The organism is Burkholderia sp. S-53, from assembly GCF_025560745.1.
Classification (GTDB): Bacteria; Pseudomonadota; Gammaproteobacteria; order Burkholderiales; family Burkholderiaceae; genus Burkholderia; species Burkholderia pyrrocinia.
The window spans coordinates 2,258,668-2,273,019 of sequence record NZ_CP090484.1 but is presented as its reverse complement, the minus strand read 5'-3'; the positions used below and the strand labels follow the sequence as shown (position 1 = coordinate 2,273,019).

Here is a 14,352-nt window from a genome sequence, read left to right as displayed (position 1 = left end):
CCGAAAGCATCTCGAAGAGCTCACTGCTCTTGTTCATTGGGTCGGATACACCAAGTTGGGTGGAAATCAAGCATGCCTTCAAGGACTGGTCTTCAGACAACGTCGTTGCCCCTGCGCTCGTCGTGTTGGCGGACAGAAAGTCTGCGACCAGCCTTCGACAGTCGATGGGCGAATCTGAGTGCATCGAGGCACGAGAGGTTATCGGGGCTCTCTGCAAGCTCTGGCTCTTCTCCTATACGGGCAGTGGCCATATCTATCACGTCGAAGATGAAGACCGCCGATTGCAAGTCGACGGGATGAGCGAGATACTCGTGCCCGCAGTACGCAGCCACATCTCGTCTGAAGTGACTGCTGGGAACGTAGTCGCCGCAGCGCCGCCCGGCTTCTTCTTCGCCAAACTCTCCGGTCGACATTCCTCGCACTTCATTCGAACCGAAAGCTTACTCAGTTGCACCGCCGCGATTGAACTGCTGGCACTTAGATTACTCGCGCCATTTCGCGAATATTGTGACAGGCTAGTTGATTCAAAGGTACGGGTGCTCGTTGACTCCATGAGCATTTGGCCCCTTGCCCAGGCGCTGATTTCGATGCGTCGCGAGCATAACCCCAAAAGTCGCTACGTTATCGAGAGCTTTCGGTCCTATGAAGGCCTGTCGGACGGCATCGTGGACTCCGGACCAGCGTTCGTCATAATCTCAGCGTCAACGTCAGGAGGGCTTGAGAGACTCGTATACGAGAGGCTTGGTACAAGGCATGTCGAGTGCTGCACCCTACTGTTATTGGAGCCAAACGGCTCCCATGCCGACCAAAGCGCGATGAGCTCCAGTTCCCTGTTCCAAGTTCCGCGTGCCCTGAAAGGGGCGCCAGCCTTGGAGGGGCTACGGCCTAACTTCGAGCCAGATGTTCCGGAGATACCGCCTGGGTGTGAATCCGTAAAGATTATCGGCGAGCGGTTTTTGAACCAAAATTTCCGACCAAGACCGGTTAGACTCGCCCACGGCGCGTTGGACGAAGGACGAAAGCTAACCCTCGCGGCGCTCGCGAAAGACCACGTTGTGCGGTCAGGTAGACGGCGTCCACTAGGCGGATTTTATTGGTCTCTGTCTTTCGACGTTGTCGCCTTAGTTGATAAGTATTGCTTAGATGGTCAATCGGACGGATGCCTACTTCGAAACTGGCTGACTAACTACGCAGTCGCCGGAGACATCGCCGTTGTATATCCCGTCGACACCCTTGAAGGTGGGCGGGCCGGTCAGGGCGAGGCGGAACGGATGACTAAACGTATCCGAGAGCTCTTGTTGGAGAAGTCTCCAGAGGCAGACATTCGAGTCTTTGATGGACTTCAACTGGACAGACCAAGCAATGAAACGAAGCACTTTTTGTCGAAGGCGGGGGTCGTAGTCGCGTCTCCAATCATTGGCAACGGTTTTGCTTTTAAGCAGATAAGTGCCGCGTTGCGCACATTGCAACCGAAGGGGCCCAGACTTTTTCTCGCTCTTGCCGCGTTGCCCGAGAGTCAGGCTAGGTTACAAGAACTTCGGAATGACTTGCAGCTGAACGCCGATGATTGTGCATATCACTTTAAGTGCTCCCTGCAACTACCCGTGGGGAAGGGAGATATCGATTTCGACTGGGCCGAGGAGTCGACGATACTTGCACATGTGTTGGAGGAATGTGACGACGCCGACATAATCGCTCCACCTGCTCTCAAGGACCGGCTGAATCTCTTTCGAGAGGGAAACGGTCTCACCGACAGACACACTTTTCTTCCGTCATTTGACGGCTCTTCGCTTCAAATGTCCCCCGGCTTTCTGCTATGGAAAACGAAGACAGCACTTTCTGGAGACGACCTCGGTGCTGGCGTTTTGTTGACTGTATCAGTTTTCTTGGAAGCATGTCGCTCAGGTGCCGCAAAGGACGGAGACACAAGCTTGGTGAGCGGGCTTTTTCAACAAACCCTAATATCGCCGGCAAATTTCACGCGCTTCAACGACCCGGCCATCCAAGCGGCGTTACTCCGCGCGGCTTACAAATCGGAGCTAAACTTCGCATCCAGGTCGGACCTCAGTGCGGATATGCAGCGTCTAATACTGCGCCTGATGGACCTCCACGACGCGCCAGCTGGTCAAGCTTTGCCAGAGTTCATGCTCGCGTTGGCAATGCGCCGGGTGACGCTGATGCCAGAGCACATGCACAATGTTCGCGAGAGAGCAAAATCACTTCCAGGTTGGCTATCTGTGCTTGCCTCAGAGATGGATGAGTGAACTATGAATCCGTAACGTAGCCTGGACATATGAAGCCATGAGCCCGACATCCATCGACGCATTGCGACAGCAGCGTTGCTGGTACACCATTGGCGGATGGGGAGCGGTATGGACATCATTACAGGTATTGTCATCATTATTTTTGTGCCTTTATTGCTGCTATCGTTCATTTTTCGAAACAAGCCAGGGTCGACTTTCGGTCCAACTGTTTGTTCGAGATGTAATGTTGAGTTGCGCGGCTGGCGCAGTTCCGGCCGGAAGCAGGTTTGGTTTCGTGACGACGGCGAAGGGCGCCGCGTTTACTTCTGTGCTCGGTGTAAAAACAAGTAAGCACCGGTGTTGCTCTCCTCACCCGAATCATCTGCTCACGCTTCATCGACAACCTGTGTCAGCAACTCCGAGCCCGTAGGGACACGCCTCATCGGTCTGGATAGTGCGAGCGTTACGTCAGGCGGATGCCGGGTACATCGTTCGAATCCGCTTGATGACCATTTTCCATACGCTGTCCCCGTTACGAAAGAACTATAGGGCCATCTGTACCGCATTCGCGGCCGGCGCGATTCTCTCGCACCCAAACCACTTTGTAACTCACTTACAAGCTTCTTCGCTCGTATCCCCTCTCTTGACGGGACTTGCGAGTCGCCTGTTGGGCGACTAAATAAAATAGATTCTTTTTAGACGCACCAATAATCGCCAGAACCAGCGAACGTTTAACTTGATAAGCGCCATCAATTCGTGATAGTTTAGACAAGAGGTCATCATCTTCGTGAACGTGCTGGTCGAGATGCCGGCGAGCGGGACCGCTGCCCGAAAGAACACGAAGATACTTGCAGAGCAATCTGCCTTATACCCCAGCCAACTCTCCGATACCCGACCTCACGGGCACGCTGCAACGCCCGTCCTACTCCAACCCAAAAAGATAGGCGCCGTTCTCTCGATGAGGCGGTGGGGAATCTCTTGTTCGGAAAATCTAGTATTCGGCTAATCGGTTTGCCGTGCATCGTTCGCGGCCGTCGTTGTGACACGCGTGAGCGTTCCCGGCGTAGGCACAGCAGAAGTACCGACTCGTCCTGGTCGCGCTTATGCGAGATGCGTTTTCGGAAATTTCTCGCTTCGTTCGAGGTAACTGAGCGCCCGCGCCGGAGGTCACTATGACGTCCAATACCAGCATGCATACAGGCGCCGAGTCACGCCTGTGGCCCGGCCTCGGTATACCGAACTGGAAAGCTGCAACATACCGTCCCGAGGTCGGCCGGATGGCAGGCAACGAGTTTGTCGAGGCCTTGAATCCACTACCGGACGACGACCTGGCTTTTAAGGCGTTGCGGGCAACGACAATCAAGCGCACAGACGAGTTCTTTTCCCGCAGCCTCGAGCACCGCATCGAGGCGATACACGATATCGACGATATCTTCGTCCCACTACCCGTGCACTGTCGGGCGTTGCAGTCCACGATGGCTTTGGTACGGCGCGGCCTTCTCCACAGAGACCCTCGCAATCCGAAAGTGGCGGCGCACATGTACCGATGTGCGACCGCAACTGAGGCTGAATGGCGCTCAGGCAAAGCCGAACGCCTCCTAACCGCGATGAGCCCATCGGGTGGCGCCGCAATGGGGGAGCTTCTCTACGGACCAACAGGTGTCGGGAAGACTACGCTCGTGAAGCGTATTTCATCGTTCCTCGGCACCGAGGCCATTATCCACACGCAGATTGCTGGAAAGAAGTGTCGTACCGTGCAGCTACCGATGATTTCAGTGCAATGTGAGGCAGCCGGTGACCTGAAAGCTATGGTTCGGATAATCCTGGAACACTTCGACATGGCTCTTGGTACCGACTACGCGCGCGTTTCTCGACGCGATACAGCGCCGCTCTGGGTCTCCCTTTCGCAACTGTACCGTGCGGCCACAACGAACTTCCTTGGCCTTTTGGTTATCGACGACCTGCAACGGCTTAAAGCGCTCGACGACCGCACGGAGGCAACGCTTCAACTGTTTTCTACCTTCATGCAATGTACCGGCATCCCGGTTCTGGCAGTCGGCACCAACAAGGTCGACAGCTTGCTTGTTTCCCATCTCCAAGAGGGTCGCAAGTTGAAGGCGCAGGGTGAAATCGAACTGCGCGCGTTGCCTTACGACGAGGACTTCATCGACCTGTGCGAGATGATGTGGGCATATCGGGTTAGCCACAAAAACAAGGCTATGCCCGAGTTTCTGCCCTTTTCACTGCATCATCATACGCAAGGGCTTCTGCATTTCTTCAACGCACTTGTTCCTGAGCTCTTCGAGCAGATGGCGCGGAGCGAAGCCAAAGCCGGCGCCTACCTCGATGGCGAGTTTGACTCAGTCTTCGTCGACAAGTGCGCAGATAAGTCTCTTCTCAGCTATCAGGATTCGATTAGCGTTCTGCGTCGGAACACCGCCAAGGTGAAGATTTCGGAGGAGGAGTATAAGCGCTTCGAGCATCTGCTACCGCCTCGGCGGCTGCACGTCATGAAAACGGATGACGCTGTCGCGGAACACAAAAAACGAGAGGAAGAAGAAAGGAAAGATAAAGAACGGGCAACGCAGTTTCGCGCAAAGCCAGTGAAGACTCCGAAAACCCAAAAGCCGCTCAACGAGTCGGGCTCCAACGGCACGGGGCAAAAAAAGGCTCGAACTGCAGCGCGTCGAAAGCCGGTGAACCCCATTGCGGCCAGCATTGCTAAGTCGAGTGACCCGCACGCCGCAGGCAAGGCCGCTGGATGGGTTGGCGCGAACCTGGAGGACATGTGATGAGCACGGTTGCCACTCTTTCGTCACTACCCTCGCCAGTGCCGGAGGAGACCCTCGCAAGTTGGCTGGACCGAATCTTCATACACTCGGACAGCTTCCACCGGCGAGCGAGCAGACGCTCTGTATTGGGCGCTCCTTGGCGAAATGTTTCAGGTCTTCTCCCGTATCGACTTCGGGAATTTGCAGACAGTGTCGGGCAGCATTTCTACTCCGACGCGGAGCTACTGAATCGGCACACGTTTTATCCATACTTCGTCGCAGGGTTGTCGAAAGGGACCGAAAGCGAACTGGCGCGGCGCATATTTGAGGGTGGTCGCGGACCGCTTTGTCCTGCCCGTGAGCCTCTTGGTCTGACGGCCCGTCCGGATGTGAAACGACGTTGTCCGCGTTGCGAGATGGAGGACATTCAGTCGCGTGGCTTCTATGTAGAGCGGCGCTATAACATCGCGCCGTTTGTCACGCGATGCCCTTTTCATGGCGACTATCTTTCGATTCTGGGTGACGGCGTGGAAAGCGAACTCGCTTCCTTCCGATGGAAGGAGACGCAGTCCGACGCTGTGCGTCGGAATGCACAGCGGTTCGCTCGTGAGACTCAGAGCTTACTCGAAGGGCGTGGGGTCACACGTTCGATGTGCTGTCATCGCCTCAAGGCTGTCACGGATCGGCGTAAAGGAGCCGGGGATGATCGGCGTAATGGCGCCAGTAGAACTGGGGTAAAGCGCGGGTTCGAACGGTTTCAAGGTTGCGGTTTTTTACCGTTTTTGGCAACTGTATTTTGGGGCAGATCAGGCATGGGTTTCGGTGCGCGTCGGCTGTCGCCTTCAAGCACGAGCCGGTAGGCGCCGTGGCGTAACCGATCCAGAGTTGCTGTGCCGAGGATGCGGTTGTCGGGGAACGCGGCGCCCCATTCATCGAAGTGCAGATTCGATGTGAGGATCGTCGCCGCGCGCTCGTAGCGGGCATCCACGAGATCGTGGAAGTCCTCATCCTGCGGGGTATGCAGAGGTTTAAGCGCGAAGTCGTCAACGATCAGCAGCGGTACCTTGGCGAACTGCTGGAACCGGCGTTCGTAGGTACCGGTCGCGCGCGCGGCGTTCAGCCGCTTGAACAGCTCGGTCTGCGAGATGAACAGCACGTCGCGCCCCTGTCGGGCCGCGCAATGTCCCAGCGCTTGCGCCAGATGGCTCTTGCCCGTGCCTGTCTGCCCGGCGATCAGGATCGAGACCTTCTCGTCGAGATAGCGGCCGGCCGCGAGATCGTAGACGTAGGCGCGGTTCAAGGCGGGCAGCAGGTCGAAGTCGAAGGACTCGAGCGTCTTGCCGATGGCGAAGCCGGCACGCGAGAGGCGGATGGCGAGCTTGCGGTTCTCGCGGCGGGCAACCTCGTCGTGCAGCAGCATCGCGAGGAACTCGGTGTAGGCAAGTTGTCCGTCGATGGCCTCGCGGTTGCGCTGTTCGAGCGAGTCGAGGATGCCGGACAGGCGAAGCTGCTTGAGGATGGAATTCAGTTCGGGACTCGGATTCATGGATTCAGTGGATCAGCAGGGATTGAAGGTCACGGCCGAAGCGGCCGCCGTCCTGGTAGGTACCGCCCGGCATCGCGGTAGCGCGCGTGGTGGCCTGGCCTTCCAGGCCCTTGTCGAGGATGCCCTTGACGGTGCGATACTTCGGGCTGCTGAAGGCGAGCGCGCGCTCGCAGGCCGCTTCCAGCCGGGCGTCGCCGACCTGCTCGCGCAGCCGGATGAGGCCCTGCGCGCCGCGCAGGTTCACGAGCACCGTGTCGTTGAACAACGCGAGGATCACGCCGTGGCACGACGGCCCGATCTCCTTCGCCCGGGCCAGACACCACTGCGGATCGTGTTCGAGCCAGGCCTGAGCTTCGGGCGGCTGATGGTCCCGGACCGTATGGCGACCACCGGCCCGTTGCCGCGGGTGGGTCGCGACGAGCTGATGCTGGTGGTACAACTGGATGACCGTGTCGGTCGCCTTCAGCCAGAGGGGCTTGCCGACCAGTGCATACGGTGCCGAGTACAGCGCGTTGCGGTAGACGATGTGGCCGTCGCGGTGGACGCTGACTTCCTTCCAGACGGAGATCACCGGCGCCACGTCCGGCAACGCCGCGAGCAGCGGCTTCTCGATCGCGAAGCGCGCGAGCGGTTGCTCGTGGGTCGTGCCGTGCGTGCGTGTGCCGGCTTCCTGCAGGACCCACTCGCGAAGCTGCCGATTCGCATCGGCCAGATCCCGGAACTCGCGCAGCGGCACGAAGGACTTCTTGACGTATTTGACGCCCGACTCGACGACGCCTTTCTTCTGGGGATCGCGTGGCGGACAGGCGTCGATCTTGAAGCCGTAGGCCTCGGCAAGCGCCGCGTAGGAGCGTTGTACGGCCGGATCGTACCGGCAGGCTCGGATGATCGCGCACTTCGCGTTGTCGATGATGATCCGGCTAGGCCGGCCGCCGAACCATTCGAAGGCGCGCCGGTGGCAAGCCAGCCACGTCTCGACGGTTTGATCCAGCACGATCTCGGCGTACTGGTGACGCGACCAGCACAACGTCATCACGAAGATCCACGTCCGAACCTCAATGCTCTCGACGCTCAGCACGGGACCGGCGCCGAAGTCGACCTGCACCGCGTCGGCCGGCGCGAACTCGAGGATCGTCGTGGCAGCCACGCCGCGCTCGGCGGCAAGATGCCCAACCATACGGCGAACTGCCGAGTAGCTACCGTGTAGCCGTGGTTGCGGCGAAGTGCGGCGTGGATCGTGGTGCCCTGAACGCCAGCCGCGAGCCAGTTGCGAATCTGCTCGCGAAACGGCTCCACAGTCGACACACAGGTACTCGGCAGATGCGGCGTGCGGCCGAAGACCCCTGCAATAACCGTATCGTCCGGCAACGGTTGCGTGGGATCGAGCCAACCCCGCGTCTGTGCTTCGCGGCGTACGCTCGTGAGCTTCTTGCGTCCCATCAGTCCGCCGCGCGCGATGTCGCGGTCGGAGTCGCCCTGCCGCATACGGACAAGGACTTGGCGATACTCAAACAATTCGAACCTCCGATTGGCCATGGACGCTCCGTTCAAAAAGAACAGAGCGTACCGACTAGGAAAGTTCGAACCGCGCCTTTGCCCCGGCGCTGCTGGCGTCTTTACGCCGATCCTGGACTGGCGCCTATGCGCCGATCATCAGGTGGCGCCTATATGCCGATCACGGATTGGCTCCATAACGGCGATCCGTGACATCAAGGCCATCGGGTATGTGACAAAAAAGGGTTCAGTGCGAGCCGATGCGCTGGTCGGTGCACTGCGTAATTACTTTGCGGATGGGTTCGAAGACGGAATGCTCTCACAGCTTACAGCTGACGAATATGAGTTGCGCCAAGCGCTACAGCGAATGTCGCGCGCTCGCGGGTCAGTTCATCCGGTATTCCTTGCTCTGCTGAGCATTTTTGCTGACGCGCACGACCACAAGACACCGGAGGACGTGGAGACGAGGCCCGTGTCTGTGTGGCGGCATCAAGACATCGACGCCTCCCACATAGAAGGCTGTAACTCGGTGACAGAGGTAGCGCGCAAGCTCGGTGTCGCCGCCATTACAGCGACGCAATTGCTCAAGCGCTCCGGGCATGCCGGAAAGTTCAAGGTCCGTTTTACGGACGACATTCCCGAAGCGATTGTTCGCGAGCTTGAGACGGGTCAGCCCATCATAACAATCGCCGAACGGTACAACGTGAGTCCGCTTCGGGTGTATCGCCTCATGCGGTCAACTCAAGGATTGCTTGAGCGCCGCCGTGCGCTTGGGAAGGATGCGGAACTGAGGTTACGACGAGCAAGGGCCGAGGCCGTTCGCATCGCACAGGGCCGAGTGATTACAGTGGGAGAATTTCGCAACAGATGTCGTCCGGACTATCAATGGCTGTCCAAACATGACAAGGACTGGCTGAACGCTTACCTCGCGACGCTGGCGAAGTCGGTCGCGCCCCCGCGCAGGCGGCGACGTTCCTCACTGAATGCAAAAGCGGTCGCGTCGGAGGCGGACTTGCTCAGCATTGCATACGGAGCCGCCACGCAAGTCGATGAGCACCGGCCTTACCGAGCAAGTCGAAAACGCGTCGCGATGCTTTTGAAGCTGAATGACTACGCAGTGAAGGTTCGCGAACGCTTGGGCTCGCGTCTGCCTGCTGAGCAGGACGATGCCTTTGTGCTGCGGCGTCTGAAGTGGCTGGAAACGCGTTCGCCGGAGATGGCAAGCCGCAGCGCGACCAATCGACTGAAAGCGACGGGGCTACGTCGGACAAAACAACGCCTCGCAATCTGTGCCGCTGCTTATGGGGATGAGCCATCCGATGCCTAAATCTGTCGTTTTGCAATCTTCAGCCATCAACAATTTTCCAGCATTATTGCCCGGAGAGACAATGCTGGGGTACTTGGCGCGCGTTGTGCTCGTTAATCAGGCAAACCTGTATAGCGTGTCGTCACACGTGCTGGGACTGAAAAGCTGCCTGGAGCCCCCTTGGGTAGTTCCATGCAATCTTGCGCGCCTTTGTGACTTCGCAAAGGGGGCGCTCGGTTCGGCTAATGACTTACTCCAGAACCATACTGTTTTTCCGGCAGTCGCGCCGTTTCTGAAGGCGGAGATTCGAGCCCGTCTCTCAACGCAGATAATCGAGAGTAACGCAGGCGGGATACGGCGAGGAGTCATACGTCCCAGCGCTTGGGAAGGTAATGCGCCCGCAAGAATGGCCTGGTGCCCGAAGTGCGTGGGTGAGGATGAGGCTACCTATGGGTTCTCTTACTGGCGCCGAGAGCATCAGTTGGACATTTGTTCGCACTGTGTTCGCCACAGTTGCCCGCTCGCAGTTGGATGTGGCCTTTGCACATTCCCGCTTAGCCGTCGAGCAGCTCCTGCGCTACCTACCGCGCGATGTCAGTGTGGTCGCGGGCTTCGAACCATTGCGGTAGGCTCATATGTGCGAGGCGACGGCTCGTTGTTATCAAAGAGCCACGAGTTTCTCCGTTCTCTATTCGACAATCCACTTCCGCTAGACGAATTGGACCACATAGGAGCCACGCTTCAGGAGCGGGCCATCGAACTGGACCTCACAACTGGGGTAGGCATTCGACAGAGCGCAATGATGAAGCTCGTCGAGCACGTCGACGGTTTGCATCTTCTAGCCCCACGCTGGGGGAGTCGAGAGAACGCAATCCATGTTCTCACGCGTCCACTTCGACATGGCGAAACTTCCAGCAATTTGGCTGTCAACGTCCTTCTCGTTGGGGTGCTCTTTTCGTCTGGAGACGATTTCCGCACTGCGTTGACGCGAAATCGTGTTGCGGGTAAGCTCGGAACCGACTGCCGTGAACGAGTGAGCGCGCCCGTCCATAACGCAAGTTATGCGGCAAGCGAGTACCACCTTAAGAAACGTCTTCAAACGGACAGACAGATTAGCACTGCAATTCGGCAGCGTCATGCGGCAGTACTCGCGTCCTCGGAGCGCCCCATTCGCTTCACGAGAGGGTTTTTCCTTGCCGATATTCCAGGCGGACGCTCTATCGTCCGGAAGACGGATATGTATCCGCTGATTTCCGCTACGATTCAGGAGCTTGCAGAGACTCGCGAACAATATATGTGTAGGCGGGCAGCTTGGTTAATGAAGACGGATGCGGAGTGACTTCGTGGCCCGGCGCTCTTTACTAAAGTGCAAACCGTGGTGCACTTGCCGATGGACGTGCTTGGGCGAATTTATTCTCAAATATTCGCCGTCTGATTCGAAGTCTGCACGTCGACGAACGCTTTGACGCCTATGAGCAGGGACTCGTAGGCCGTAGACCCCCGATGCGCGAGTGGAACCCCGACGGCAGCCAATTGAGCGTCTGAGCCATCGTCATTCTTCCTGACTCACCGCTTCCCATGCTCGGCCCCAACACGCTCACATGCGGGCTAGTCATCGAACATACGGTCGAGAATACTCTTGCGCTTGGAGGCCTCAGTTGCTGCTACGGGCTTCACTTCCGGCGTCGGCGGCAGGGACTGCGGCGTTTCGGTCGACGCTAGCTTGTCAACCACCGAGCTCAATCTCCGACGTTGTTCTTTCTGTTGCAGGCGCTTCTCTAGGCTGCGAGCTTCAGCGCTGCCTTCCTCGATGACCTTCGTCTTGCCAGCCTTTCTCGGCAATGCCGGTGCGATAGCTTCCTCTTGCTTGCGCGTCAGATGATGCTTGCGAGACCACGCCTGTTCAGCTTTCCGCGATACCTTTGCCTTTGTCAACTCAATGAGGCGTTCCAACTCCATGTCTAGCCAGGTCTGATTTTCGAGAAGCGCTAGCGAGTGCTCGTCAGGCAGAAGAACCTCCTTTCGTCCAGACGGATTCCGCCAATATAGGCGCGATGGCATTAAAGGGTCGACATAGACGTACGTCTTGCAAGATTTCGATTTGCCGACGACCGAAATGTGTTGGAGGCGATAGTCCAATAGACCGTTTGAGCTATAAGCATGCCCCTTGTAGCGTACGCCGTTCGGCCAAACCGTCACGTGCTCACGCGGCAGCAAGGCAAAATAGATTTCCTCTTCAGCGCGCACCCGTGCCCGGTCGCCGTGTAATTGATTCCGCCCCCACTTGAAGATTTCTTCCGGTGTCGGGTCGACGTTGTCATCTCTCATGTCCTTTGTCAGCAAGTGTGGGACGCGAGTGAACCGGTTGTGTTTGATGATTTCCTTGATGAGTTCACGCCGGAACTCTTGCGGAGACCATTGCGCGTTGCTGATAGCCTTCTGGGCTCGCTCTTTGTCTCGTTTCCGCTTTGACGTTTTGCTCCCGCCCGGGTTTCCAGCCATACGGTTTTGGAGCTTGGCGAACATTCCCTCAACGGTAGGCTTACCCTCAGGATGCCCCGGGGGCGCCCATATCGGTTCTATTTTTAGCTCATTGCACAATGCCACTTGCGCCTTATCAGTAATTGCAGGGCCTCTGTCGAAAAAGACCCCAGCTGGTGCCTGAACGAGGTCCCAATCCTTCGGGTCAAATCCCAGGTCTACCAACGTGTCATGCTTGGACGTCATTGCGTTGAACAAACACATCCGATAGGCGTCCCAGTTCTCAGGCTGCATGCTGTCGTAAAAGCCCGTAATTGCGAGGCTATGTCGGTCGACACAAAGCATCAGCGTCGGCTTACGGATAGCACGGGCTGGGGCCCACGATGCAACGAGCTCTTGAGGGAACGGCGTGCCGTCAACGTCATAGATATCGCACGGGCCGTCAGAAAGGTCGCGGGCGCGCCCGCGAGCGTTGCCATGTATTTCTCGCCATTCCTGCTCGCCAGCCTTGGCCTTCAAAAAAGCAATCTCCGATGCGATTCCCTTCGCATAGTAGTAGAAGGTACCCATTTCTGGCGCATCCTTGCCGGCGTACATGTATTCCACCATGTTGCGGTACGTCTCGGCGTAGTTGGCGTCGTCCGCGATGAAATATTTTTTCATCGCGAGTCGGATTCGCCGTTTGTCGGTTTCGGTTGTGATGCGATTGGGGCTACCGGCGTCGCCGTAGAGGATTACGGATGCATTTGGTCGCCCCGTAGGTGTCTTGGCTGCCGACCGCTGGACGCCCGGCGCTCCAGCTCGGCTGCGTAGCTCAATCATTGCATTGGCATTGCAACCAAACGTCCAGTAAGTGACCAGCAACCTTCGCAGCGTGACGTCGCCTGTTCCCACTCGTTCAGCGTGTTTCGCTAACAGCGACGCACGTTCGCGTTTATCGAAAAGCTGCCGTTCGTTCTCGGTGACAAGAGATTCAATCTTTCCGTACCGACTATCTCGCGTCTGCTTGACGTCGTCGCTGAGCTCGGAATCTGGCTTCAACATCTCTGGTAGCAGAAACGTATCCTCCTTAACGATTTCGAAAGAGTCGGACAATGAGCTGGCGATGCGCGTGTAGGAGCGGCGGACTGGAAGGCGTGTGGACGCGGTAGTCTCGCCTGAAATTTCAAGGAGAAAAATGTCATCCGTTTCTTCGAATGCCGCTGCGACGCGGTGAAATTCGAACTTGCCTCGAGGCAGACGCTTTCTGAGGAGTGCACCCTTGTAAAGCTTTGTTGTCATTCGAAGGCTACCCTCAAGCGGTCGCTGACCTCGCGAGTGAAATCGATGTTTACGAAGCCGAGCATGCCTGCTACAGACAGCAACCTGTACGCATCGTCGCAAGTGCACGCGAGCTTGCGTGCGGCTCTCACCATCAATGCATTGAGTGAAACTTCGCTCGTTCCGTGTGGCATAAGCTCGGCAAGCCGCTGGGCGTTCGCCGCATCGCTTGCAATATCCGAATCGGAGGCCCAGAGGGCGACCCGTCGTGTACGCCGAGCCACGTCGCGCGGGACCTCTTTTTCGGTGTATATGGTGTGCGCCCATCCGTGCTCGCCGCAGAACCGCCGCTCGCGAGCAAACCTTTCCCAGACATCTTCACCGCTCTCGAGCTCGTGGTTCTCCTTGACCGAAACCCCAACATAGCGCAGGGGTTTGTTTGTTGTCGGGGAGAGCGTCAGCACGAAGTCGAGCGTCATCACCTTGTTGCGAGGTATGCGTCGACCACTGTCCAAGTAGGCCGCGAGCTCGTCCGGGTCGAAACAGGGGTACTGCTCTCGGATGTCAACGACGTTAGCTTGGAAATGTAGCCAATAGTGCACATTCCGTTCGCCAAAGGAAAGATACGAGTGGTCCCGCTGCGTTTTTGGGCTCCAGGCTGCGTTTGCAAGCCCTTTTCGGCCAATAGTAGGCTTGAGGAAGCTCCTGTGATGGCGACCGTTTGCCAAACCTCGTGGGTCAGTTGCCGGCAACTCAGGACAAGTCATCGCCTGAAACGGCGAGAGATGGTCTGGCGTTCTTATCATTCTGCCCCGTACTTTTTGAACTTCGTCTTATGCTTCTACGTTCCTTATAATATAAGTCCACGATGATATTTATTGCAATATATTTTTGCGTGAGGTGCGTTGCCGTCGCGAAAGCACAGGTGCCCAGCACTGGTCAGGAACGGATTGGCCGAACGAGAGTTGAGCCTGGATAGGAAATGCGTTAAAAATCAATGCTGTCTGCACTGTACTTGCGGAACAATTTTTTGTGTTTTTTCAGCAAGTTTTTTGTTGCCCCAGGGTGTTCGCGAGAAATGAAAGTGTCCCGTGGCTAGCTGCCGTGCGTCCGTGTCCCTCCGTCCGCGCTACCGATGGCAACCCGGCGCTCGGTATCAAGACACCACTTGGGATAGCGTGGGCTTCACGGCATACTGATGCCGGCGAACCCGTGCGGGGGCGCATCCGACGAACGAGGTTGTCAGCTCCG

General features: G+C 57.4%; 8 protein-coding genes and 1 pseudogene. 5 read left to right on the top strand and 4 right to left on the bottom strand.

Translation table 11 applies throughout. The annotated features are described in order from the left end of the window. The first annotated feature begins 59 nt into the window (after window positions 1–59). The 3 genes from LXM88_RS32345 (at window position 60) to LXM88_RS37320 (ending at window position 5,874) form a co-directional block, all read left to right on the top strand. Window positions 60–2,264, top strand: a complete 2,205-nt coding sequence (locus LXM88_RS32345; RefSeq protein ID WP_262543516.1) for a hypothetical protein — start codon at window positions 60–62, stop codon at window positions 2,262–2,264. Between the two features lie 1,151 nt (window positions 2,265–3,415). After that, entirely contained in the window at window positions 3,416–5,035 is a 1,620-nt protein-coding gene (locus tag LXM88_RS32340; protein WP_262543515.1) for an AAA family ATPase, read from the top strand. Next, window positions 5,005–5,874, top strand: a complete 870-nt coding sequence (locus tag LXM88_RS37320; RefSeq protein WP_412524152.1) for a TniQ family protein — start codon at window positions 5,005–5,007, stop codon at window positions 5,872–5,874. Before LXM88_RS32340 ends, LXM88_RS37320 begins: the two co-directional genes overlap by 31 nt. Here the strand turns inward: LXM88_RS37320 and istB are convergent. Both istB and istA read right to left on the bottom strand, forming a co-directional pair. Continuing rightward, the gene (gene istB / locus LXM88_RS32335) at window positions 5,772–6,560 is read right to left on the bottom strand and encodes an IS21-like element helper ATPase IstB (RefSeq protein ID WP_262531593.1); all 789 of its coding nucleotides are present in this window, start codon (window positions 6,558–6,560) and stop codon (window positions 5,772–5,774) included. The genes LXM88_RS37320 and istB overlap by 103 nt on opposite strands. 4 nt (window positions 6,561–6,564) lie before the next feature. Continuing rightward, window positions 6,565–8,075: pseudogene (istA, locus tag LXM88_RS32330) on the bottom strand (IS21 family transposase). 19 nt (window positions 8,076–8,094) lie between these two features. Here istA and LXM88_RS32325 point away from each other — a divergent pair. Next, window positions 8,095–9,381, top strand: a complete 1,287-nt coding sequence (locus LXM88_RS32325) for a hypothetical protein (protein ID WP_262543514.1) — start codon at window positions 8,095–8,097, stop codon at window positions 9,379–9,381. Further along, window positions 9,356–10,699: a TniQ family protein gene (locus tag LXM88_RS37315; RefSeq protein ID WP_412524151.1), complete on the top strand. Its 1,344-nt coding sequence runs from the start codon at window positions 9,356–9,358 to the stop codon at window positions 10,697–10,699. The genes LXM88_RS32325 and LXM88_RS37315 overlap by 26 nt, the downstream gene beginning before the upstream one ends. Window positions 10,700–10,968: 269 nt before the next feature. Here LXM88_RS37315 and LXM88_RS32320 read toward each other — a convergent pair whose 3' ends face one another. Then, window positions 10,969–13,122, bottom strand: coding sequence for a hypothetical protein (locus tag LXM88_RS32320; protein WP_262543513.1), 2,154 nt, complete (start codon window positions 13,120–13,122; stop codon window positions 10,969–10,971). Then, the gene (locus LXM88_RS32315; RefSeq protein WP_262547028.1) at window positions 13,119–13,868 is read right to left on the bottom strand and encodes a TnsA endonuclease N-terminal domain-containing protein; all 750 of its coding nucleotides are present in this window, start codon (window positions 13,866–13,868) and stop codon (window positions 13,119–13,121) included. Before LXM88_RS32315 ends, LXM88_RS32320 begins: the two co-directional genes overlap by 4 nt. Between the last annotated feature and the right edge of the window lie 484 nt (window positions 13,869–14,352).

Excerpts from the sequence above, each read along its gene's own strand:
- LXM88_RS32340 (WP_262543515.1), top strand. The coding sequence starts at position 3,416 with ATGACGTCCAATACCAGCATGCATACAGGCGCCGAGTCACGCCTGTGG.
- LXM88_RS37320 (WP_412524152.1), top strand. The coding sequence starts at position 5,005 with ATGGGTTGGCGCGAACCTGGAGGACATGTGATGAGCACGGTTGCCACT.
- istB (WP_262531593.1), bottom strand. The coding sequence starts at position 6,560 with ATGAATCCGAGTCCCGAACTGAATTCCATCCTCAAGCAGCTTCGCCTG.
- LXM88_RS32325 (WP_262543514.1), top strand. The coding sequence starts at position 8,095 with ATGGACGCTCCGTTCAAAAAGAACAGAGCGTACCGACTAGGAAAGTTC.
- LXM88_RS37315 (WP_412524151.1), top strand. The coding sequence starts at position 9,356 with ATGGGGATGAGCCATCCGATGCCTAAATCTGTCGTTTTGCAATCTTCA.
- LXM88_RS32320 (WP_262543513.1), bottom strand. The coding sequence starts at position 13,122 with ATGACAACAAAGCTTTACAAGGGTGCACTCCTCAGAAAGCGTCTGCCT.
- LXM88_RS32315 (WP_262547028.1), bottom strand. The coding sequence starts at position 13,868 with ATGACTTGTCCTGAGTTGCCGGCAACTGACCCACGAGGTTTGGCAAAC.